This window comes from Pseudomonas sp. SBT1-2 (assembly GCF_028640875.1).
Lineage (GTDB): Bacteria > Pseudomonadota > Gammaproteobacteria > Pseudomonadales > Pseudomonadaceae > Aquipseudomonas > Aquipseudomonas chlororaphis_I.
On the sequence record NZ_JAQZAA010000046.1, the window covers coordinates 1 to 22,589 of the forward strand.

At 62.9% G+C, this 22,589-nt stretch carries 20 protein-coding genes; 10 read left to right on the forward strand and 10 right to left on the reverse strand.

Translation table 11 applies throughout. The annotated features are described in order from the left end of the window. Positions 1 to 86: 86 nt before the first annotated feature. Positions 87 to 1,232 carry a sugar diacid recognition domain-containing protein gene (locus PVZ78_RS04685; protein ID WP_273828292.1) on the reverse strand — a complete coding sequence of 382 codons (1,146 nt, stop codon included), beginning with the start codon at positions 1,230 to 1,232 and terminating at the stop codon, positions 87 to 89. Positions 1,233 to 1,413: 181 nt separating this feature from the next. Here PVZ78_RS04685 and PVZ78_RS04690 point away from each other — a divergent pair, with 181 nt between their 5' ends. Further along, on the forward strand, positions 1,414 to 2,724 hold the full coding sequence (locus PVZ78_RS04690; protein ID WP_273828293.1) for an MFS transporter: 1,311 nt from the start codon (positions 1,414 to 1,416) through the stop codon (positions 2,722 to 2,724). 202 nt (positions 2,725 to 2,926) lie between these two features. Next, on the forward strand, positions 2,927 to 4,828 hold the full coding sequence (locus tag PVZ78_RS04695; RefSeq protein ID WP_028682542.1) for an acyl-CoA synthetase: 1,902 nt from the start codon (positions 2,927 to 2,929) through the stop codon (positions 4,826 to 4,828). A 258-nt stretch (positions 4,829 to 5,086) separates the two neighbouring features. Here PVZ78_RS04695 and PVZ78_RS04700 read toward each other — a convergent pair whose 3' ends face one another. After that, positions 5,087 to 5,497 (reverse strand): hypothetical protein, encoded by a 411-nt coding sequence (locus PVZ78_RS04700; RefSeq protein WP_009049326.1) that lies wholly within the window; start codon positions 5,495 to 5,497, stop codon positions 5,087 to 5,089. Positions 5,498 to 5,657: 160 nt separating this feature from the next. Here PVZ78_RS04700 and PVZ78_RS04705 point away from each other — a divergent pair, with 160 nt between their 5' ends. The 3 genes from PVZ78_RS04705 to rarD all read left to right on the forward strand — a co-directional run bounded on the left by PVZ78_RS04705 (position 5,658) and on the right by rarD (position 8,735). Further along, positions 5,658 to 6,557: a LysR family transcriptional regulator gene (locus PVZ78_RS04705; RefSeq protein ID WP_273828294.1), complete on the forward strand. Its 900-nt coding sequence runs from the start codon at positions 5,658 to 5,660 to the stop codon at positions 6,555 to 6,557. 103 nt (positions 6,558 to 6,660) lie between these two features. Beyond that, positions 6,661 to 7,668 (forward strand): aldo/keto reductase, encoded by a 1,008-nt coding sequence (locus PVZ78_RS04710; RefSeq protein ID WP_023965756.1) that lies wholly within the window; start codon positions 6,661 to 6,663, stop codon positions 7,666 to 7,668. Positions 7,669 to 7,853: 185 nt separating this feature from the next. Next, on the forward strand, positions 7,854 to 8,735 hold the full coding sequence (gene rarD, locus PVZ78_RS04715) for an EamA family transporter RarD (RefSeq protein ID WP_135006666.1): 882 nt from the start codon (positions 7,854 to 7,856) through the stop codon (positions 8,733 to 8,735). Positions 8,736 to 8,864: 129 nt separating this feature from the next. Here rarD and hpaR read toward each other — a convergent pair whose 3' ends face one another. The 3 genes from hpaR to PVZ78_RS04730 form a co-directional block, all read right to left on the reverse strand. Continuing rightward, positions 8,865 to 9,287 carry a homoprotocatechuate degradation operon regulator HpaR gene (gene hpaR / locus PVZ78_RS04720; RefSeq protein WP_007921772.1) on the reverse strand — a complete coding sequence of 141 codons (423 nt, stop codon included), beginning with the start codon at positions 9,285 to 9,287 and terminating at the stop codon, positions 8,865 to 8,867. Between the two features lie 144 nt (positions 9,288 to 9,431). Then, positions 9,432 to 10,508: a 4-hydroxyphenylpyruvate dioxygenase gene (hppD, locus tag PVZ78_RS04725; protein WP_028682540.1), complete on the reverse strand. Its 1,077-nt coding sequence runs from the start codon at positions 10,506 to 10,508 to the stop codon at positions 9,432 to 9,434. Positions 10,509 to 10,760: 252 nt separating this feature from the next. Next, positions 10,761 to 11,708, reverse strand: a complete 948-nt coding sequence (locus PVZ78_RS04730) for a DMT family transporter (RefSeq protein WP_016702456.1) — start codon at positions 11,706 to 11,708, stop codon at positions 10,761 to 10,763. Between the two features lie 79 nt (positions 11,709 to 11,787). Between PVZ78_RS04730 and PVZ78_RS04735 the strand changes: the two genes are divergently transcribed. The 3 genes from PVZ78_RS04735 (at position 11,788) to PVZ78_RS04745 (ending at position 14,921) form a co-directional block, all read left to right on the forward strand. Continuing rightward, a complete protein-coding gene (locus tag PVZ78_RS04735; protein ID WP_273828295.1) occupies positions 11,788 to 12,663 on the forward strand; it encodes a LysR family transcriptional regulator in 876 nt (291 codons plus the stop codon). 108 nt (positions 12,664 to 12,771) lie between these two features. Next, the gene (locus PVZ78_RS04740; protein WP_273828296.1) at positions 12,772 to 14,310 is read left to right on the forward strand and encodes an EAL domain-containing protein; all 1,539 of its coding nucleotides are present in this window, start codon (positions 12,772 to 12,774) and stop codon (positions 14,308 to 14,310) included. Positions 14,311 to 14,555: 245 nt separating this feature from the next. Continuing rightward, the gene (locus PVZ78_RS04745) at positions 14,556 to 14,921 is read left to right on the forward strand and encodes a histone-like nucleoid-structuring protein, MvaT/MvaU family (protein ID WP_009049335.1); all 366 of its coding nucleotides are present in this window, start codon (positions 14,556 to 14,558) and stop codon (positions 14,919 to 14,921) included. A 223-nt stretch (positions 14,922 to 15,144) separates the two neighbouring features. Here the strand turns inward: PVZ78_RS04745 and PVZ78_RS04750 are convergent, their stop codons facing one another. After that, a complete protein-coding gene (locus PVZ78_RS04750; RefSeq protein WP_009049336.1) occupies positions 15,145 to 15,672 on the reverse strand; it encodes a DUF4946 domain-containing protein in 528 nt (175 codons plus the stop codon). A gap of 200 nt (positions 15,673 to 15,872) precedes the next feature. On the opposite strand from PVZ78_RS04750, the gene gloA reads away from it, so the two are divergent. After that, positions 15,873 to 16,394 carry a lactoylglutathione lyase gene (gloA, locus tag PVZ78_RS04755; protein ID WP_273828297.1) on the forward strand — a complete coding sequence of 174 codons (522 nt, stop codon included), beginning with the start codon at positions 15,873 to 15,875 and terminating at the stop codon, positions 16,392 to 16,394. Positions 16,395 to 16,550: 156 nt separating this feature from the next. On the opposite strand, the gene ahpF is transcribed toward gloA, so the two are convergent. The 3 genes from ahpF to PVZ78_RS04770 form a co-directional block, all read right to left on the reverse strand. Next, complete coding sequence (ahpF, locus tag PVZ78_RS04760) at positions 16,551 to 18,116, reverse strand: alkyl hydroperoxide reductase subunit F (RefSeq protein WP_009049338.1); 1,566 nt, start codon at positions 18,114 to 18,116, stop codon at positions 16,551 to 16,553. A 123-nt stretch (positions 18,117 to 18,239) separates the two neighbouring features. Beyond that, positions 18,240 to 18,803 carry an alkyl hydroperoxide reductase subunit C gene (gene ahpC / locus PVZ78_RS04765; protein ID WP_007921754.1) on the reverse strand — a complete coding sequence of 188 codons (564 nt, stop codon included), beginning with the start codon at positions 18,801 to 18,803 and terminating at the stop codon, positions 18,240 to 18,242. Positions 18,804 to 18,954: 151 nt separating this feature from the next. Continuing rightward, positions 18,955 to 19,893, reverse strand: a complete 939-nt coding sequence (locus PVZ78_RS04770; RefSeq protein WP_016702451.1) for a site-specific integrase — start codon at positions 19,891 to 19,893, stop codon at positions 18,955 to 18,957. A gap of 179 nt (positions 19,894 to 20,072) precedes the next feature. Between PVZ78_RS04770 and PVZ78_RS04775 the strand changes: the two genes are divergently transcribed. Next, on the forward strand, positions 20,073 to 21,107 hold the full coding sequence (locus PVZ78_RS04775) for a DNA-binding protein (protein ID WP_124355113.1): 1,035 nt from the start codon (positions 20,073 to 20,075) through the stop codon (positions 21,105 to 21,107). On the opposite strand, the gene gorA is transcribed toward PVZ78_RS04775, so the two are convergent. After that, positions 21,104 to 22,462, reverse strand: a complete 1,359-nt coding sequence (gorA, locus tag PVZ78_RS04780) for a glutathione-disulfide reductase (protein WP_273828298.1) — start codon at positions 22,460 to 22,462, stop codon at positions 21,104 to 21,106. The genes PVZ78_RS04775 and gorA overlap by 4 nt on opposite strands. Positions 22,463 to 22,589 lie beyond the last annotated feature (127 nt).

Below are 22,589 nucleotides of genomic sequence, written 5' to 3' on the forward strand. Positions count from 1 at the left end.
GCGATCAAGGCACCGCGGTGCATCAGACTCACCGCGGCGTGGCCATCGCGGGCAAGCCTCGCTCCTACAGGGGTGGGCGCAAGGTTTTAAGGCGTGGTGGCGGGCGCATCGGTCTGCGGCAACAGCTGCACCCCCAGGTACAGCGCCAGCATGCCGTCGAGCTTGAGCGGGTCGACGCCGCTGAGTTCGGCGATGCGCTCCATGCGGTAGCGCAGGCTGTTGCGGTGGATACCCAGGGCGTCGGCGCAGGCCTGGCTCTGGCCGTCGTGGTCGCACCAGCTGCGCAGGGTCGCCAGCAGCTGGCCATTGCTGTCCTTGGCGATGACCTTGCGCAAGGGGCTGAGCAACTCGTCCAGGGCATCGTCATTGCGATGGCGCCAGAGCATCACCGGCAAACGGAAACGATTGAGGGTCAGCAAGCGCGACTGGGGCAGCACGTCACGGCCATAGGCGAGCAAGTCGCCGACCCGCCGGTAGCAGCGGCGCAGCCCTGCCAGCCCATCGGCCTGGCCGCCCACGGCGATGCGCAGGATGTTCCAGCCCAGGCTGTCGAGCTTTTCCAGCAGCCGCGGGTTGTCGACGCTCAGGGTCGCCGGCCGGCACCACAGCAACGAGGACTTGGCCGAGCTGACGCACCAGCTGTCCGGATAACGCGACATCAGCCAGGCGCTCAGGGCTTCGACGGTCTGCCCCGCGCCCTGCGCCGCTCCTTCCTGGTCCAGGCCCAGCTCGAACAGATAAGGCGTGCGCGGCAGCTGCGGCTTGAGCCCCATCTGCTGCGCCTCGTCCACCAGCCGCGGCGAATCCCCGCTGTCGCTGAGCAGCAGCGCCAGCAGGTCGTCGCAACGCTGGCGGCGCCATTGCTGTTCCGCTTGCTGGTGACGCTGGCCCACCAGCATCTCGGCGGTCATGCGTACCAGCTCGGCATAGGTGCGCAGCCGTTCCGGCTCGCCGGTGATGCCCAGCACGCCGATCAGCCGCTGGTCGTGCAGCAGCGGCAGGTTGATCCCCGGCTGCACGCCCTTGAGGTGCTTGGCGGTCTGCGCGTCGATCTCCACCACCCGGCCGTTGGCCAGCACCAGCTGCGCGCCTTCGTGACGGGTGTTGATGCGTTCGGGCTCGCCGCTGCCAAGGATCAGGCCCTGGCTGTCCATGACGTTGACGTTGTAGGGCAGGATGGCCATCGTCCGGTCGACGATATCCTGCGCCAGGTCGTGATCCAGTTCGAACATAGCGGCGTGATCCTAGGAAAGCGGGCTCGGGGCGATGACAAAGGCTTGTTCACCGGCACAGGGGATGCCGGCAAACCCTGTGCGCCGGCACAAAGACAGCGGCCCATGGGGTGACCGAGACTCTCGGGGCGATCAACGTTAACCTCGCATCGCAAAAAATCATAATAAAGAGAGACACGCCATGTCACAGAGCGCCGCTGCCACCCTGGCCACCGATGACGATAAAAACGCCGTCTACAAGCGCATCACCCTGCGCCTGATCCCCTTCATCTTCATCTGCTACCTGTTCAACTACCTCGACCGGGTGAACGTCGGCTTTGCCAAGCTGCAGATGCTCGATGCCCTGAAATTCAGCGAAACCGTCTACGGCCTCGGTGCCGGGATCTTCTTCATCGGCTACGTGCTGTGCGGCGTGCCGAGCAACCTGGCGCTGAACAAATTTGGCCCACGGCGCTGGATCGCGCTGATGATGATCACCTGGGGCACGCTGTCGACCTGCCTGCTGTTCGTCACCACCCCGACTCAGTTCTACACCCTGCGCCTGTTCACCGGCGCCGCCGAGGCCGGCTTCTTCCCCGGCGTGGTGCTGTACCTCTCGCAGTGGTTCCCGAGCTTTCGTCGCGGCCGCATCATGGCCCTGTTCATGTCGGCGATCCCGGTGTCCGGCCTGCTCGGCAGCCCGTTCTCCGGCTGGATCCTCAACCACTTCGCCGCGGGCCAGGGCGGCATGGCCGGCTGGCAGTGGATGTTCCTGCTGCAGGGCATCCCCACGGTGATCCTCGGCGCCCTGGCGTACTTCCTGCTCAATGACAATTTCGCCCACGCCAAGTGGCTAAGCCCGCAGGAACGCGCGCTGCTGGAAGCCGACCAGGCCGAAGACGCCGCGCGCAAGCCGCGGACCACTGGCGACTCCCTAACCGCGGTGTTCAAGAACCCGGCCATCTGGGCTTTCGGCCTGATCTACTTCTGTATCCAGAGCGGCGTGTACGCCATCAACTTCTGGCTGCCGTCGATCATCAAGAACCTGGGGTTCAGCGACAACCTGGTGATCGGCTGGCTCAGCGCCATTCCCTATCTGCTGGCGGCGCTGTTCATGCTGATGGTCGGGCGCTCGGCCGACCTGCGCCAGGAGCGCCGCTGGCACCTGGTGGTACCGATGCTGATGGGCGCCATCGGCCTGGTGATCGCGGTCAACTTCGCTGCCAACCCGACCATCGCCATCCTCGGCCTGACCCTCGCCACCATGGGCGCCCTCACCGGCCTGCCGATGTTCTGGCCGGTACCGACGGCGCTGCTGAGCGCCGGCGCCGCCGCGGGTGGCCTGGCGCTGATCAACTCCATGGGCCAGATGGCCGGTTTCCTCAGCCCCTACATCGTCGGCTGGGTCAAGGACAGCACCGGCTCCACCGATGCCGCGCTGTACCTGCTGGCCGGGGTGATCGTCGCGGGTAGCCTGCTGGCCCTGCGCATGACCCGCACGTTGAAACGCTGACCGGCTTTACCGGGCTCACCTTCTGGTGGGCCCGGCTTCCCGGGACAAACCGGGGTTTGTCACCGCCTCGCTACAAAAAGCAACAGCCCGCCCGAGCACACCCGTGGTATATCGGACAGACGTCCGGCCGCGGCAGTTTTCCATTGGCTGGATCGATTGATGACTCCCTCGCAGACCTTACCGAAGGAAGACCCACACGATCATGACCGCGCCCATCTCCCTCGCCCGCCTGAGCGACATCCAAGCCCTCGAACAACAGCAGCCCCTGGCCCAGCGCAATCTTCCCGCCAGCACCTATGAACTGTTGCAACGCTCGGCCAGCCGTTTCGGCGAGCGCACCGCCCTGACCTTCCTGCCCCAGGGCAGCCTCCAGGACCAGCCCTGGAACATCAGCTACGCCGAGTTGTTCGCCCAGGTCACCCGCACCGCCAACGCCCTGCACCGGCTGGGCATCCGCCCGGGCAAGGCGGTGTCGTTCCTGCTGCCCAACCTGCCGCAGACCCATTACGTGATCTGGGGCGGTGAGGCCGCCGGGATCGTCAACGCCATCAACCCGCTGCTGGAGCCGGAACACATCGCCGAACTGGTCCGCGCATCCGGCACCACGGTGCTGGTGACCCTGGCGCCCTTCCCCGGCACCGACCTCTGGCAAAAGGTCGCCAACCTGCGCGAGCGCCTGCCGGAGCTGGAAGCCATCGTCACCATCGACCTGGCCAACCTGCTGCCCGAGCCGCAACGCAGTGCGATCAAGAGCCAGCGCCCGGCGATGCCGGAGGGCGTGCTGGACTTCGACACCCTGCTCGCCGCCTGCCCCGCCGACCACCTGGAAAGCGGCCGGGTGATCCAGCCGGACGACATCGCCTCGTACTTCCACACCGGCGGCACCACCGGCACGCCGAAACTGGCACCCCACAGCCACCTCAATGAAGTGGCGATGGCCGAGATCATTGGCCTGCATGGCGATTACAGCAGCCACGACGTGCTGCTCTGCGGGCTGCCGCTGTTCCACGTCAACGGGGTGATACTCACTGGCCTCGCCGCCTTCCACCGCGGCGCCCGGGTACTGCTGGCCGGGCCCCAGGGCTACCGCAACCCGACGCTGATCAAGGATTTCTGGCACCTGGTGGAGCGTTACCGGATCAGTTGTTTCAGCGGTGTGCCGACCATCTTTGCCGCCTTGCTGCAGGTACCCAACGACGGCATCGATGTCTCCAGCCTGCGCTTTGCGGTGTGCGGCGCCGCGCCCATGCCGGTGGAACTGATCCGTCAGTTCGAGGCGCGCTCGGGGCTGAAGATCATCGAAGGTTACGGCCTCACCGAAAGCACCTGCGCCACCAGTTGCAACCCTCGGGACGGCGAGCGCCGGATCGGCTCCATCGGCCTGCGCCTGCCGTATTGCGAGGTCAAGATCGCCGTGCTCGACAGCGACGGCCATTACCTGCGCGACGCCGCCACCGACGAGCCCGGCAATGTCTGCCTGCGCGGGCCGACGGTGTTCAAGGGCTATCTGCAGGCCGACAAGAACCAGGGCCTGTGGCTCGACGGCGGCTGGTTCAACACCGGCGACCTGGGGCGCATCGACCGCGACGGCTACATCTGGCTGACCGGGCGCAGCAAGGACCTGATCATCCGCGGCGGCCACAACATCGACCCGCAGATGATCGAAGAAGCCCTGCACCGCCACCCGGCCGTGGCCATGGCCGCGGCGGTGGGCAAGCCGGACATCAAGGCTGGCGAGCTGCCGGTGGTGTACGTCCAGCTCAAGGCCGGCGCCAGCGCCGATCCGGCCGAGCTGCTGGAGCACGCCGCGCGGCATATCCATGAACGGGCCGCGCTGCCCAAGGACGTCTGGCTGCTCGAGCAGATCCCCCTGACGGCCGTGGGCAAGACCTTCAAGCCGGCCCTGCGCCTGGACGCCATTCGCCGGGTATTCGAAGACGAGGTGCGCCAGATTGCCGACGGCATCCGCGTCGAGGCCGTCAGCGACGAGCGCCACGGGCAACGGGTGGATATCCATGTGCCTGACCTGGATGCGACCCGCCGCGCGGCCCTGGACCAGCGCCTGAGCGGTTACGCGGTGCGCTACCAGTTGCATTCGGCCTGAGTCGCCGGCGGCCCCGGCCATCGGGGTCGCCGCGCTGCAAGGCATTCACCTGTAGCCGCTGCCGCGGGCTGCGATCGGTTTGGGCGGCACTCCGTGCGAAGCGGCCGTGACCGGAGAGAAGCCGTTTTACTGACAGACCGCGTCATGGCTGATGGCGAGTCCTGCGGCCTCGATCGCAGCCTGCGGCAGCGGCTACAGTTTCGGCTTCTGCGCTGACGGACCAGATGCTTGCGCCCCCCGTATGGGTGCGGCCATGTTTCATTCAGGCGCGCCGCCATCCGCTTCATAGCGATACCCCGGATGCAGGTCGGCGCCCGCCGGCGCATCCAGTTCCAACACCAGGCCACCCGGCATCTGCACGAAAATCTGCCAGGTGCCGTCCTGCGGCACCTGCGCCACCTGATGCGGCAGGCCGCTGGCCTGAACCCGCTGCAACACCACCGCGGCATCCTCCTCGGTCCTGAAGGCGATATGGCTAAGCGCCGTCTCGGCGAAGGTCGGCTGCTCGATCACATGCACCAGCGCCTGGCCGTCCTGGTACAGCCAGCGCCCGGGAAAGGGAAACGGCGGGCGCCGTCCGGCCTGCAGCCCGAGCAAGGCCTGGAAGGCCTGCTGCAAGGCGTCGCCCTCGGCGGTGTTGAAGGCCAGATGATCGAAATGCCAGGTCATGACGCACCTCCACCGCCGATAGCGGCGGTGCGATCCGGCAAGAACGTACTGAGCGGTTTCATGAGTTCACCCTGTGCGATGGAAGTGACTGCATATTCACAGCTTGATAAGCGAGGAAAAATCCCGGTAAAACGCAAGGATCTTTAAAGGATTTTTAGCAATGAGCTCGATTCTCGACCTTGAAGTCTTCGTCCGTACCGCCGACTCCGGCAGCATTTCCGCCGCCGCCCGCAGCCTGGAGTTGACCCCCGCCGCCGCCAGCATCGCCCTCAAGCGCCTGGAAACCCGCCTGGGCATGCGCCTGCTGGCGCGCTCGACCCGCAGCATGCGCCTCACCGAAGAAGGCCGGCGCTACCTGGACAGCGTGCGCGTGGCACTGGCGGCCCTGGCGGAAGGCGAGCAGGCCCTGAAGCAGCAGAGCCAGGGCCTCAGCGGTGTGCTGCAACTGGCGGCGCCATCGGACTTCGGGCGCAACCTGCTGTTGCCCTGGCTGGACGACTTCAAGCGCGAACACCCGCATATCCGCCTGCAATTGTTGCTCAACGACCGGCACAGCGACCTGTTCCGCGAGACCGTCGACGTCGCCCTGCGCTTCGGCGTGCCCAGCGACTCCAGCCTGGTGGCCCTGCCGATCCTGCCCCGGCATCACCGGCTGGCCTGCGCCAGCCCCGACTACCTGGCGCGCCACGGTACCCCGCAGACCCCCGCCGAGCTGAGCGAGCACAGCGCCCTGATCTATCTGCGCAACGGCCGCCCCTACAACAGCTGGCACTTCAGCCGGGATGGCGAGGTGCAGGAAGTCCAGGTGCGCGGCGACTACCTCAGCGACGACGGCGAAGTGGCGCGACGCTGGGCCCTGGCCGGCCACGGCATTGCCTACAAGGCCTGGCTCGACGTGGCCAGCGACATTCGCGCCGGGCGCCTGATGCCTCTGCTCAGCGACTGGCAGGGTGAAAGCGTGCCGCTCAACCTGCTGTGCCCGCACCGTTTGCAGGTCTCGGAACGGGTGAAGGTGCTGCAAGGCTTTTTGCAGGCTCGCTGCCAACTACTGGCGGGATAATTCAGATTGCTCCCTACGCCCGTTCTGGTATTTGATGGGCGTCCCATGACCGGTCGCTGGCCGCTGTCGCGCCGGCCTTACCTCACGCACAAGGATTTCGTACATGAGCTATCGCATCCTCGGCCATTCCGGGCTGCACGTGTCCCCCCTGACCCTCGGCACCATGATGTTCGGCGAACAGACCAGCACCGAGGACTCCCTGCGCATCATCGACAAGGCCTGGGACCAGGGCATCAACTTCATCGACACCGCCGACGTCTACACCGGCGGCCGTTCCGAAGAGATCGTCGGCGAAGCCATCGCCAGCCAGCGTGACCACTGGGTGCTGGCGACCAAGGTCGGCTTCGGCCCCGCCGATGGCGTGCCCAACCGCAGCGGCCTGAGCCGCAAGCACATCTTCAACGGCATCGACGCCAGCCTGACCCGCCTGGGCACCGATTACATCGACATCTACTACCTGCACCGCGAAGACCACAACACGCCGCTGGAAGTCACGGTGTCGGCCATCGGCGACCTGCTGCGCCAGGGCAAGATCCGCTACTGGGGCCTGTCCAACTACCGCGGCTGGCGCATCGCCGAGGTGATCCGCATCGCCGACCGGCTCGGCGTCGACCGGCCGGTGATCAGCCAGCCGCTGTACAACATCGTCAACCGCCAGGCCGAGACCGAGCAGATCACCGCGGCCCAGGCCTACGGGCTCGGCGTGGTGCCCTACAGCCCGCTGGCCCGCGGCGTGCTCAGCGGCAAGTACGCGCCGGATGTCGCCCCCGACAGCAACAGCCGCGCCGGGCGCCAGGACAAACGCATCCTGGAAACCGAATGGCGCGTCGAGTCGCTGCGCATCGCCCAGCAGATCCAGCAGTACACCCAGGGCCGCGGGGTCGGCATGGTCGAGTTCGCCATCGCCTGGGTGCTGAACAATGCCGCGGTCAGCTCGGCGATCGTCGGCCCGCGCACCGAGGCACAGTGGGACGCCTACACCAAGGCGCTGGAGGTGAAGATCAGCGCCGAGGATGAGGCCTTCATCGATTCGCTGGTCACTCCGGGGCATGCCTCGACCCCGGGCTTCAACGACGTCAGCCACTTCGTCTCCGGACGCACGCCACGCTGATCTCCCCACAGCGGTGGCCCCTTCCGCGGGCCACCCGCTGCCCCACTGCCGGTGAGTGGCGGCAAACGGGATATTTTCCCGCAACTTGCGATAAATCCGAGTAAACGTCTCGCGCCAAACCCTCTATATTCCCCGCAGTTTTTCCCTCCATCCCATTTGCCTGGTTCAGGTCACACGAGGACAGCTTGTCTAAAGGTATTGCTCTATCGGTCTTGGCGTCGGTGCTGTTTGCCGTCATGTATTTCTACACCTCCTTTCTGGCGCCCCTGACCGGAGTGGAGATTTTCGGCTGGCGCATGCTGCTCACCGCGCCGTGCATGACCGTGTTCATGCTGCTGAGCGGCGAATGGCGGCATGTCGGGGCGATCCTCAAGAGACTGCTGGGCCAACCGCTTCTGCTGCTGGCGCTGCCGCTGTCCGCGGCGCTGCTCGGGGTACAGCTGTGGCTGTTCATGTGGGCGCCGCTGAATGGCTACAGCCTGGATGTGTCGCTGGGGTATTTTCTGCTGCCACTGACCATGGTCCTGACCGGGCGCATCGTCTACGGCGAACAGCTGTCGCGGCTGCAAAAGATCGCCGCCGGCCTGGCGACCCTGGGGGTGCTCAACGAGCTGTATCAGGTGGGCAGTTTTTCCTGGGCGACCTTGTTGGTGGCCATCGGTTATCCGGTCTATTTCGTGCTGCGCAAACGCCTGGCCTCCGACAACCTGGGCGGCCTGTGGCTGGACATGGCCCTGCTGTTGCCGATCGCGCTGTGGTTCGTGCAAGGCGGCGAGCAGGGTTTTGCCGTGGTCGATCAACACCCCTGGCTGTACCTGCTGATTCCGTTGCTGGGGTTGATCAGTGCCTCGGCGCTGGTGGCCTATATCATCGCCAGCCGCCTGCTGCCCTTCAGCCTGTTCGGCTTGTTGAGCTATGTCGAACCGGTGTTGCTGCTGGGCGTGGCCCTGCTGCTGGGAGAAAGCATCCAGGCCGGGGAATGGCTGACCTACCTGCCGATCTGGCTGGCGGTACTGGTGCTGGTGTACGAGGGGTTCAAGCATCTGATGCGCCAGCGCAGAAGCTGAACCAGCTGTTGCTGTTGCTGTTGCTGTTGTAGGAGCGAAGCTTGCTCGCGATGAATGCGACGCGGATCACCTGTTGCACCGCGTTGCCGGCATCGCGGGCAAGCCTCGCTCCTACAGAAGAAGATCGGGTCAGGGTTTGATTTGCTTCAGCTCGTTGAGCAGGGCCAGCAGGGCCTGCATCTTCTCTTCGCCGAACTGCTGCTGGATGCGTTGGTAGTTGATTTCCATATCGCCGCTCATGGACTCGAAGCAGGCCTCGCCCTTTTCCGTCAGGGTGATGAACAGGCGGCGCTGGTCCTCGGGGGATTTGCGCCGACTGACATATTCGTCGCGCTCCAGGCGGGTCAGCACGCCGGTCATGCTCGGCGGCAGGATACAGGCCATTTTCGCCAGCTGATGGCTTTCCAGCTCGCCGTTCTGGCGCAGGATGCGGATCACCCGCCACTGCTGCTCGGTCAGGTCGTGCTGGTTGAGGGACGGGCGAAAGAATGCCATGGCCGCTTCGCGGGCCTGAAGCAGGGTCAATGTCAGGGAAGGTCTTGGGTTGGTCATGTGCGGGTCGTTCACAGGGCTGGATGGCGACGCTCGGCGTCACAAAGGCCGAACATTAACACATTCACAATTGCCAACCGACAGGCAAAACAAAGCCCGGTCGAGGATTCCCCGACCGGGCTTCATCGTCAGGCAGGTGGCGGCTTAGTCGGTGGACAGCACGCCACGGCGGACCTGGTCGCGTTCGATCGATTCGAACAGTGCCTTGAAGTTGCCCTCGCCGAAACCATCGTCACCTTTACGCTGGATGAATTCGAAGAACACCGGGCCCATCAGGGTTTCCGAGAAGATCTGCAGCAGCAGGCGCTTGTCGCCCTCTTCCGAAGAACCGTCCAGCAGGATGCCCCGCGACTGCAACTCCTTCACCGGCTCGCCGTGGTTCGGCAGGCGGCCTTCGAGCATTTCGTAGTAGGTGTCCGGCGGCGCGGTCATGAAGCGCATGCCGATCTTCTTCAACTGATCCCAGGTCTTGACCAGGTCGTCGGTGAGGAAGGCCACGTGCTGGATGCCCTCGCCGTTGAACTGCATCAGGAACTCTTCGATCTGCCCGGCGCCCTTGGACGACTCTTCGTTCAGCGGGATGCGGATCATCCCATCGGGCGCGGTCATGGCCTTGGAGGTCAGGCCGGTGTATTCGCCCTTGATGTCGAAGTAACGGATCTCGCGGAAGTTGAACAGCTTCTCGTAGAAGCCGGCCCAGTAGGCCATGCGCCCGCGATACACGTTGTGGGTCAGGTGGTCGATGATCTTCAGGCCCGCACCTTGCGGATGGCGGTCCACGCCTTCGAGGTAGACGAAGTCGATGTCATAGATCGAGCTGCCTTCGCCGAAACGGTCGATCAGGTACAGCGGCGCGCCGCCGATGCCTTTGATCGCCGGCAGGTGCAGCTCCATCGGGCCGGTTTCGATGTGGATTGGCTGGGCACCCAGTTCCAGGGCGCGCTTGTAGGCCTTTTGCGAATCCTTGACGCGGAACGCCATGCCACACACGGACGGGCCGTGCTCGGCGGCGAAGTACGAAGCGACGCTGTGGGGCTCGTTGTTGAGGATCAGGTTGATCGCACCCTGGCGATACAGGTGCACGTCTTTGGACCTGTGGGTCGCGACCTTGGTGAAACCCATGATCTCGAAGATCGGCTCGAGGGTGTTGGGGGTAGGTGATGCGAATTCGATGAATTCAAAGCCCATCAGGCCCATCGGGTTTTCGAAGATATCTGCCATGGTTGGCGCCTCATCATGCTTTTAGAAATTAACGGATCGTTAGTTGCTAGCAATGCTGAGGCAGGCAGGTGGCGCGCAAGAGATGCCCCGCACGCTGCGCGCGAGGAAATCACCGTAAATCAGTTGAAACCCGAGAATCTTCATGTCGACCCTGTCTTACCGGCTGGGGGGCGAGGCTTCTGCTGCCAGAAGACTTTATTATTGTATGCGTAACCAGATTCTACACAGCGTAAAACTGTTTGTCCGCACTCTCTATAAAATCCGCTTTTTTTCCAGGCTCGCAAGGGGTTTGTTGCACTGGTAAATGCCCCACAGGATCAGCACGCCGCCCAGGCACATGGCCAGGCTCAGGCGCTCGTCCAGCAGCAGCGCGCCAAGGATCACCGCGGTCAGCGGATTGAGCGCGATAAACACTCCCGAACGGGTCGCGCCGATCTTGCGCAGGCCGTCGTAATACCAGATATAGGCCAGGGCCGAGCCCAGCACGCCGAGGTACAGCAGGCTCAGGCCCTGCTCCAGGGTCAGGCTCGCCAGTGCCTCGAGGCGCACCTCGCCGCGCAGGGCGGTGGTACTCCAGAGCATTGCCGTGCCCAGCAGGATCGAATAGGTCACGGTCTGCAACGGGCCCAGGGTCTGGTTCAGGTTGCGCGAAAACAACGAATAGACGCCCCAGCCCAGCACGCAGCCGAAAATCAGCAGGTCCCCGCGCCCACTGCCCGGGCCGCTGGACAAGGCCCCCGGGTCGCGACTGAGGATCACCACCCCCGCGCCCCCCAGGCACAAGGCAATGCCGAACAGCTTGGCGCCGCTCAAGCGCTCCTTGAACAGCGCCCAGGACGCCAGGGCAATCACCGCCGGATTGAGCGCGACGATCAGCGAAGCACGGGACGCATTGATCGACTGCAGGCCCTCGAAGAAACACAGGTTGTAGAAAAAGATCCCGAAAAACCCCAGCACCGCCAACTGGGCGAACTGCGCCAGGCTCGGGCGCACCAGGGCAATCCGGGCGATCGCCATGAACAGCAGCAAGGCCAGGCTGGCCAGGAGAAAACGCAGGCTGGCGGCCAGCAATGGCTCCAAGGTACCCGCCAATAGCCGCCCGGCGACAAAGGTACCGCCCCAGATCATGGTGACCGCCGCCAGCTTGCAATACACCGGCAGATCGGAAGGCCCGGCACAGGTTTGATCGACAGTTTTCATAAGGCCCCGAGGCGCGGATCAAGGAAGGTTCGGGTATTCTTCGACTAATGCCCGATCATCGTAAAATGAGCTTTTACTCATGACCCTGAGCCAACTGCAGATCTTCTCCCTGGTGGCCGAGCTGCGCGGTTTCACCAGCGCCGCCAGCCGCCTGGGCATCAGCCAGTCGGCGGTGTCCCACGCGCTCAAGTCCCTGGAGCAGGAACTCGGGGTCGAACTGATCCGCCGGCATCAGTCGCTGGTGGAACTCACCGATATCGGCCAGCAACTATTACTGCGAGCCCGCGCCATCCTCGGCCTGGCCGCCACCATGGAACAGGAAGCCGCCGATGCCCGCGGCATGAAACGCGGCACCTTGCGCATCGGCTCGTTCGGCCCGACCTCGTCGATGAAGTTGCTTCCGGCGATCCTCCAGCGTTACCGCGCGGCCCATCCCGGTATCGAGGTGCACATCGACGAGGGGCCCGACCGCCAGGTGCTGCAATGGCTGGAGGAACGGCGCATCGATGTCGGCTTCGTGGTGCTGCCCCAGGAGCGCTTCGACTGCTTTGCCCTGGTGGAAGACCAGATGGTGGCGCTGATCCCCAGTCAACATGGGCTGGCCGCCAAGGACTCGGTGAGCCTTGCCGAGCTGTGCGACGACCCGTTCATCCTCACCGAGGCCGGTTCCGCCGAGCTGGTTTCCCGGCTGTTCCTCGCGGCCAGGCTCAGCCCCAACATCCGCTATCGCAGCTCGCAACTGCTCAGTACCCTGGAGACCGTGGCCCGCGGCGATGCCCTGACCCTGGTCGCCCAGTTGTCGCTGCCCGAGGCCAACGACCCGCGTTATCGGGTCAAGGCGCTGTCACCTCCCGTCCGGCGCCAGGTAGGGCTGGCGGTGCTGGACCGGCGGCAGGCGTCGCCGGCGACCCTGGCCTTTATCGAGCAGGCGCGGAGTCTGTATCGCCGTGACTGAGCGCAACCCGAGGCCACCGTCTATCATGCCCATGGACCGGATGCCGCCGTACCGTCCAGCGGCTTTTGAGCGTTTTCTGGCCTCCATTTCGCCACAGGTTTTTCCTCCATGCCATTGACCGCCAAAGGCCCGCTGAAACGCTCTACCCGCAACCTGTGGACCCTGCTGATCGGCTTGCTGCCGGTAGCGCTGGGCATGGTCATCCTCTATATGCAGGCCGAGCGCGCGCTGATCCACAGCAGCCAGCAGACCGCCGAGGAAGCGATCCGCCAGTTCGACCTGATGCTCGACAACACCGACATCGCCGCCCGGTCGCTGATGGCGCAGGTCGGCCAGCCCTGTGACGATTTCCGGCAACTGGCCCTGCGCGAACAGGTGACTCGCCGCCCGTTCGTACGCTCGACCAATCTGGTGTGGCGCAACGACAATTACTGCAGCTCGCTGCTCGGCCCATCCTCGTTCGAGCTGGACCCGGCCAACTATGTCGACGGCAAGCTGTGGTTGATGGACGGCAACCCGGTCACGCCCAACACCGCGCTGCTGGTCTATCGCCTGCAAGAGGGCGAACGCGCGGTGCTGGCCAGCATCGACGGTTATCACCTGAGCAACGCCTTGCGCCTGATCAGCCGCTTTGCCGAGCTGCAACTGCAAGTCGGCCCCTACTGGCTGGCCGACGATGGCCAGGTCCATGAATCCATCGCCCCGCCGTCCCCGGTAGCCCCTTATCGGATGGCCTCTTCGCGCTACCCTTACAGCGTCAACGCGGGGTTCCCCGAGGGCGATATCTGGCTCTACATGAAGGCCCAGTATCCTGCCCTGTTCAGCCTGCTGATCTTTTTCGGAGTGCTGGCGGCGGTCCTTGGCCACTGGCTGCAAAAGCGTTCGTCGTCACCCAGCCATGAACTGCAACGCGCCCTGGAAGCAGCCGAGTTCATCCCGTACTTCCAGCCCGTGGTGCGTGGCGACACCAAGCAGTGGGCCGGCATCGAAGTGCTGATGCGCTGGAAACACCCTCGTGAAGGCCTGGTGCGTCCGGACCTGTTCATTCCCTTCGCCGAGCATTCCGGCCTGATCGTGCCCATGACCCGTTCGCTGATGCAGCAGACCGCCCTGCTGCTGGCGCCTCATGCCCATACCTTCATCGACGACTTTCATATCGGCATCAATATCACCGCCAGCCATTGCCAGGACCTGGAGTTGCTCGAGGATTGCCGGGAGTTTCTCGGCCTGTTCCCGCCGGGCAAGGTGCGACTGGTCCTGGAGTTGACCGAACGCGAACTGGTGGAACCGACCGCGATCACCCACAGCCTGTTCGAGGAACTGCACAAGTTGGGGGTGATGATCGCCATCGACGACTTCGGCACCGGCCATTCAAGCCTGGGTTACTTGCGCAAGTTCAATGTCGACTATCTGAAGATCGACCAGAGCTTCGTGGCCATGATTGGGGTTGACGCTCTGTCCCGCCACATACTCGACAGCATCATCGAACTCTCGGGCAAACTCGAACTGGGGATAGTCGCCGAGGGTGTGGAAACAGCGGAACAACAGGACTATCTGGCCGCCCATGGAGTCGATTTCCTACAAGGCTACTTATTCGGCAGACCGATGCCCGGGGAAGATTTCCTACAAGCGCTGGCGCGCCATTAAATAGCCATTCCTGATGAAAATTTATTGAACTCGGCAATTGTTTCACGCACCAATTTGAATCAGAAGATGACAAATTGTGTGCACCAACAACGCCATGATTTACTTGCGCCAGATTAACTACTACAATTTTTCCAGCCTGTACAAGATTCGCAGGTGGGCCATTATAATCGAGTCGTTCTAAGGCTCTTGGCTTATAGCTTTGTTTGCGGTTGGTATCAGCCAAATACACTATTGGAGTAAAGATATTGTCCAGACTCGCTGAATTTCGTGCAGCAGAAAAGGCCCTTCAAGAACAGCTCGCCCAGCTGGAATCCCTGAAGAACGACGCCGGACTCAAGAAAGAAATCGAGTTCGAGGAAAAGCTCCAGGGCCTGATGAAGACCTACGGCAAAAGCCTGCGCGACATTATCGCCATTCTCGATCCTCATCCGGGCAAATCCGCTCTGCCGCTCTCGGGCGCGCCGAAAACCCGTCGTGCACGCGTGGTCAAGGTTTATCAGAACCCGCACACCGGCGAGTTGATCGAAACCAAGGGCGGCAATCATCGCGGCCTTAAAGCCTGGAAAGAACAGTACGGCGCTGCGACTGTAGATTCCTGGCTGCGCAGTTAAGTAACCGATGTATATAAAAGACCCTGCCTATGCAGGGTCTTTACCTTTAAACGAAGGCTGTTTGTTTCGAAATCGAATAAGTTGCAGCCCATAGATTGCCTGAGCGGCAATAAACACCCAGCCGAAACTGCAGCTGCACCCCCAATCCCCCTGCCCGATCCTACAACTTTGTATTTAGTTCAAAGGCGCGAACCGCGCTGGCCGACGTAGCACAATCGTCCTGTTAAAGTTTCAGGCTACTTCGCACCCCGCGGATTTCCTCCTGGCTTTCGGCATAAACCGCAGCCTGTCCGGCATAAGACAATACATAGGCCTTATCGCCATCGACAGCCGCCACCAGTGTTTGCGACAACACATGGCGGCCGTTTTCGGTAATGGTGCAAGTGGTTTCCAGCGCCGCCAGACGACTCAATGTCGTGTCATGAATGCGCGTGCACACACTTTGATAACCGCCGCGCCCAAAGTCCTTCTGCACCGACTTGCGCATCTCCAGCAAGACCGCCTGCAAATTGACCTGATGCCCACTTTCAACTTGAGTCATGGTCAACTCCATGACCATCAACGGCGTGCCGCCGGCATCGTTCTTCACCGCGCGCTGGCGGAATACCTTGGCCGGTTGTTCTTGCGCCTGCGGCAACTCTTCGATCTGCCAGCCGCTGGGCCAGGTGATCACCGGGTCCGCCGCCTCGGCCAGGGCCGGAAGCAGAAGCCAGGACGCAAGCAGACACAGGGTTTTGAACGATAAGCGCATGGTCATGAACACGTAGGGGACGGGCCCTGAAGTCTGAGGCTGGCAGGAGTATCGAGCAACAGGTTCGTAGCTTTGTGTTTGGTGCGCCCTGCCGCTCTTGCGTATCATTGCCCGACCGCAAGGACGCCCGAAGCCCTGCAAGCCAAGGGACTGCTCGTCAGCGCGAGCGCCGTTTGCCCCACTTCTTTTCCGGAGGGCCCATGAGCCTGCACGAACTCAATACTTTCCCCGGCGTGACTGCCCAGCCTGACACCGCCACTACCAACTTTGTGTTCAACCACACCATGTTGCGGGTCAAGGACATCACTAAATCCCTGGACTTCTACACCCGCGTCCTGGGCTTCTCTCTGGTGGAAAAACGCGACTTCCCCGAAGCCGAATTCAGCCTGTACTTCCTCGCCCTAGTGGACAAGGCGCAGATCCCGGCCGACGCCGCGGCCCGTACCGAATGGATGAAATCGATCCCCGGCATCCTCGAGCTGACCCACAACCACGGCACCGAGAACGACGCGGACTTCGCCTATCACAACGGCAACACCGACCCGCGCGGCTTTGGCCACATCTGCATTTCGGTGCCGGATATCGTCGCCGCCTGCGAACGTTTCGAAGCCCTGGGCTGCGATTTCCAGAAGCGCCTGAACGACGGCCGCATGAAGAGCCTGGCCTTTATCAAGGACCCGGACGGCTACTGGGTTGAGATCATCCAGCCAGCGCCGCTGTAACCCACCGGTATTGCCCGCGATAGGCACAACGCGGTTTGCCTGACTCACCGCGTTATCGTTGATCGCGAGCAAGCTTCGCTCCTACAGAAGCGACGGGTACCAACAAAAAACCCCATGAACCAAGGCTCATGGGGTTTTGTTTTTTCCGCTGTCGACTCAGGCCGGCGCGGAGGTGCGGATCAGGTGGTCGAAGGCACTCAGCGAGGCCTTGGCGCCCTCGCCTACCGCGATCACGATCTGCTTGTACGGCACGGTGGTCACGTCACCGGCGGCAAACACGCCGGGCAGCGAAGTCTCGCCACGGGCATCGACAATGATCTCGCCACGGGGCGACAGCTCGACAGTGCCCTTGAGCCAGTCGGTGTTCGGCAGCAGACCGATCTGCACGAAGATCCCTTCCAGGTCGACGGTGTTGAACTCGCCCGAATCGCGGTCCTTGTACACCAGGCCGGTGACTTTCTGGCCGTCACCCTTGACTTCGCTGGTCAGCGCGCTGGTGATCACCTTGACGTTCGCCAGGCTGTACAGCTTGCGTTGCAGCACGGCGTCGGCGCGCAGCTTGCTGTCGAACTCCAGCAGGGTCACGTGGCTGACGATACCCGCCAGGTCGATGGCCGCTTCGACGCCGGAGTTGCCGCCACCGATCACCGCCACACGCTTGCCCTTGAACAGCGGCCCGTCGCAGTGCGGGCAGAAGCACACACCCTTGGCCTTGTATTCCTGCTCGCCGGGCACCCCCATCTCGCGCCAGCGGGCACCGGTGGCCAGGATCAGCGACTTGGCCTTCAGGCTCGCGCCGCTTTCGAAACGCACTTCGTGCAGGCCGCCGACTTCCTTGGCCGGCACCAGCGCGCTGGCGCGCTGCAGGTTCATGATGTCGACGTCGTATTGACGAACGTGCTCTTCCAGGGCGCTGGCCAGTTTCGGCCCTTCGGTTTCCTGGACCGAGACGAAGTTCTCGATCGCCATGGTGTCCAGCACCTGGCCGCCGAAACGCTCGGCCGCGACACCGGTGCGGATGCCTTTGCGGGCCGCGTAGATCGCCGCCGACGCACCGGCCGGGCCACCGCCGACCACCAGGACATCGAAGGCGTCCTTGGCGCTGATTTTTTCCGCCTGCTTCTCGATGGCGCCGGTGTCGAGCTTGCCGAGGATTTCTTCCAGGCCCATGCGGCCCTGGCCGAAGTTCACGCCATTGAGGTAGACACTGGGGACCGCCATGATCTTGCGATCGTTGACTTCGTCCTGGAACAACGCGCCGTCGATGGCGACGTGGCGGATGTTCGGGTTCAGCACCGCCATCAGGTTCAGCGCCTGAACCACGTCCGGGCAGTTCTGGCAGGACAGCGAGAAGTAAGTCTCGAAGTTGAACTCGCCTTTGAGGGCGCGGATCTGTTCGATCACTTCGACACTGGCTTTCGAGGGGTGGCCGCCGACTTGCAGCAAGGCCAGCACCAGGGAAGTGAATTCGTGGCCCATGGGGATGCCGGCGAAACGCAGGCTGATGTCGGCACCCGGGCGATTGATCGAGAACGATGGTTTACGTGCATCGTTACCGTTGTCGAGCAAGGTAATCTGGCTGGAAAGACTGGCAACGTCTTTCAGCAATTCGAGCATTTCCTGGGATTTCGCACCGTCGTCGAGAGAGGCAACGATCTCGATCGGCTGGGTGACCCGTTCCAGGTATGACTTCAACTGGGCTTTAAGATTGGCGTCCAACATACGGGCGATTTCCTTTTATTCAGATCGAAAAAAAACGCCCGAGCGAATCTCGCCCGGGCGTTCTTGAGGGCGGTGCAGCTGACTTAGGTGCGGCGGTCCGCCCTGCTGTAGCGAGTCACAGGCTTAGATCTTGCCGACCAGGTCCAGGGAAGGAGCCAGGGTAGCCTCGCCTTCTTTCCACTTGGCTGGGCAGACTTCGCCTGGATGGGCAGCGACGTATTGAGCGGCCTTGATCTTGCGCAGCAGCTCGGAAGCGTCACGGCCGACACCGCCGTCGTTGATTTCAACGATCTTGATCTGGCCTTCCGGGTTGATCACGAAGGTGCCACGGTCAGCCAGACCGGCTTCTTCGATCAGCACGTCGAAGTTGCGGGAGATGGCCAGGGTCGGGTCGCCGATCATGGTGTAGCGGATCTTGCCGATGGCTGGCGAAGTGTTGTGCCAGGCGGCATGGGCAAAGTGGGTGTCAGTCGAAACGCTGTAGATTTCCACGCCCAGTTTCTGGAATTCGGCGTAGTTGTCTGCCAGGTCTTCCAGCTCGGTTGGGCAAACGAAGGTGAAGTCGGCCGGGTAGAAGAACACGACGGACCATTTGCCTTTCAGAGTGGCGTCCGACACTTCGATGAACTCGCCATTTTTGAAAGCGGTTGCTTTGAACGGTTTGACTTGGCTGTTGATGATAGGCATCGGTGATTCTCCATCAGTGGGTAAAAACTTGGGTTGAAAACTTGATGGGGAGAATCCTAACCAATGATCCCAGCCGAGGCTCATTGGCAAAGCTGATGCTGCTGATTAGGTTTGGCTATTAGCGTGCAGTATTAATAGAAGAAATGCGTATTTACTCGCCAACCGGCTTTTCCTGGGTCAGGGCCATGCCGAGAAACGGACTGGCTTCGACGTAGCGCATGGCCGACTTGATGTCCTTCCAGCCGACATAGCTCATCAGCGACTTGAGGTCCCAGCCACTGCGATGGGCCCAGGTGGCAAAGCCGCGGCGCAAGGAGTGGCTGGTGTATTGCTCGGCGGCGACCCCGGCGCGCTCCAGCGCCTGGCGCAATAACGGAATCACACTGTTGGCGTGCAGGCCCTCCTCGCTCAGATGGCCCCAGCGGTCGATGCCACGAAACACCGGCCCGCGCACCAGGGCGGCGGCGTTGATCCATTCGATATAGGCCTGGACCGGGCACAGCCGGCGCAGCGCCGGGGTGTGCCAGGTCTTGCCGAGGTTGTCGCGGTCGCTCTTGCTGCGGGGCAGATACAGGCTGATGCCGGAACCCGCCACCGCCTGCACATGCTCGATCCGTAGCCGGCACAGCTCATCGCTGCGAAAGCCGCGCCAGAACCCCAGGAGAATCAGCGCGCTGTCACGCCGCGCGCGCAGCAGGGCCGGTTGATTGTCATCGAGCCGGGCCTGGCTGGCCTCCTGCTCCAGCCAGGCGATTACCTGCTCCAGATGCTGCAACTGCAAGGGTTCGGCCTGTTTCTCCTGGGCCGGGTGCAGCGCGCGAATGCCCTTGAACACCTGGCGCACCACTGGCGCCTTGGTCGGGTCGACGAAACCCTGGCTGTTGTGCCACTGCGCCAGGGCCGAGAGCCGCAGCTTCAGGGTGTTGATCGACAGCTCCCCCGCGTACGCCACCAGATAACGCGCCACGCTGTCGCTGGTCGCCGGCAGAAACCCGCCCCAGGTCACCTCGAAATGCTCGATGGCTGCCCGGTAACTACGCCGGGTGTTGTCGCGGGTCGCGGCGTGCAGGTAACGATCCAGTTCACTCATGGCTTGCTCGACTCGTGTTGCGGTACGGAAATGGCGGGCTGAAACAGGGCGATCTAGCTATGACACGGGGTAATACCAGTATATCCCATGTCAATAATTCGAATATTTATCTTTGTTTTTATTGTACAATTACACTTTATACATACCACGTAAAAAAGTACGTAATCGTAGGAGATCCCATGGCTCGTGGCGGCGTTAACAAGGCGGTGGTGCAAATCGCCCGTTCGGCAATCCTCGCCCGCGGCGAACACCCCAGCATCGATGCGGTGCGCATCGAAATGGGCAATACCGGCTCGAAGACCACCATCCACCGCTACCTGAAGGAGCTGGAGCAGAGCGAAGCCCGCCGCGCCGCGCCCCAGGAAGCCCTGGAAGAAGAGCTGACGGAACTGGTCCAGCGCATGGCCCAACGCCTGCGCGAACAAGCCCAGGAGCCTGTGGAGCAGGCCCAGGCACAGGTGGAGGAAATGAATCGGGAGCTGGTGGCGCAGCAGGCCACAGCCGAGCAGGCACAGGCCCAACTTCGGCAACAACTGCAGACCCAGGCGTCAGCCCTGGCCAGCGAAAGCGCGCTGCTGCAGGAGACCCGCTCCATGCTGCAGAGCGAACAGACGCGCAATGCCGGGCTGAACCAGGCCCTGGCCGACTTCGAGTTGCGCCTGAAAGACAAGGACGAGCAGATTCGCTCGCTGGAAGAAAAGCACCTGCATGCCCGGGACGCCCTCGAGCACTACCGCAGCGCGGTCAAGGAGCAGCGCGAACAGGATCAGCGCCGTCATGAAGGCCAGTTGCAACAGGTCCAGCAGGAACTGCGCCAGGCCCAGCAAAGCGCCCTGGTGCGCCAGGACGAGATCACCCAGTTGCACCGCGACAACGAACGCCTGACCAGCGAGCAGCGCGCCACCCAGAAGGAGCTGCGCCAGGCGCAGGAGCAGGCACAGAAGACCGACAGCAAGCTTGGCCAGTTGATGGAGCAATCCAGCCGCCTGAACAGCGAACACACCCTCCTCCAGGAACGCCTGCGCGTCGCCTTGCTGGAGAGTCATGAGTTCAAGCAGAACCTGGAGCGGCAGCTACAGGATAATCGACAACTGGAACTGCGCGCCGCCAAGGCCGAGGCCAGCCTGGAGGCCCTGCAACTGGCTACCGCCGCAAAGGCCGAGGCGCAGCCAGCAACAGAAGAACAGCGGCCGGAGCCGCCAGAACAGGCTTAACCGGCGACCGGCGTGCGCATGGTGACGAACTCTTCGGCGGCCGTCGGGTGCACCCCGATGGTTTCGTCGAAGTCACGCTTGGTGGCGCCGGCCTTCAAGGCAATCGCCAGGCCCTGGACGATCTCGCCAGCGTCCGGGCCGACCATATGGCAGCCCAGTACCTTGTCGGTGTCGGCATCCACCACCAGCTTCATCAGCGTGCGCTCCTGGCACTCGGTCAGGGTCAGTTTCATTGGCCGGAAGCGGCTTTCGAAAATCTGCACCTTGTGCCCGGTTTCACGCGCCTGCTCTTCGGTCAGGCCGACGGTGCCGATATTCGGCAGGCTGAACACCGCGGTCGGGATCATGTTGTAGTCCACCGGACGATACTGCTCCGGCTTGAACAGACGCCGCGCCACGGCCATGCCTTCGGCCAGGGCCACCGGCGTCAACTGCACACGCCCGATCACGTCGCCAATCGCCAGGATCGACGGCTCGGCACTCTGGTACTGCTCATCGACCTCGATGAAGCCACGCTTGTCGAGCTTCACCCCGGTATTTTCCAGCCCCAGGTTGTCGAGCATCGGCCGCCGGCCGGTGGCGTAGAACACACAATCGGTGGCCAGCTCGCGACCATCCTTGAGGGTGACCTTCAGGCTGCCATCGGCCTGCTTTTCGATACGTTCGATATCGGCATTGAACTGCAGGTCGAGCCCACGCTTGGTCAGTTCTTCCTGCAAGTGCTTGCGCACCGCACCATCGAAGCCACGCAGGAACAGCTCGCCGCGATACAGCAGCTTGGTGTCCGCGCCCAGGCCGTGGAAGATCCCGGCGAATTCCACCGCGATATAACCGCCGCCCACCACCAGGATGCGCTTGGGCAGTTCCTTGAGGAAAAACGCCTCGTTGGAGCTGATGGCGTGTTCGCGCCCCGGAATATCCGGGATCTGCGGCCAGCCGCCGGTGGCGATCAGGATGTGCTTGGCGCTGTAGCGCTGGCCATTGACCTCCACCTGATGCGGGTCGATCAGCTTGGCGTGGCCCTCATGCAGGGTCACGCCGCTGTTGACCAGCAGATTGCGATAGATGCCGTTCAGGCGATTGATCTCGCGATCCTTGTTGGCGATCAGCCTGGCCCAGTCGAAATCGGCCTCTCCCAGGCTCCAGCCGAAGCCTGCGGACTGTTCGAAGTCCTCGGCGAAGTGGGCGCCGTACACCAGCAGTTTTTTCGGCACGCAGCCGACGTTGACACAGGTACCGCCCAGATAGCGGCTTTCGGCGACCGCGACTTTCGCGCCAAAACCCGCGGCGAACCGCGCCGAACGCACACCGCCGGAACCGGCGCCAATTACATAAAGATCAAAATCGTAGGCCATTTCACTCTCCCAGGCAGGCTGACAGCATAACCGCAGATGCGCATGCGGTCAGCGCTAGAGGATTTACATAGGGGCATAAAACGAAAAAGCCACCCGAAGGTGGCTTTTCAGTACAAGGACCAAGCGG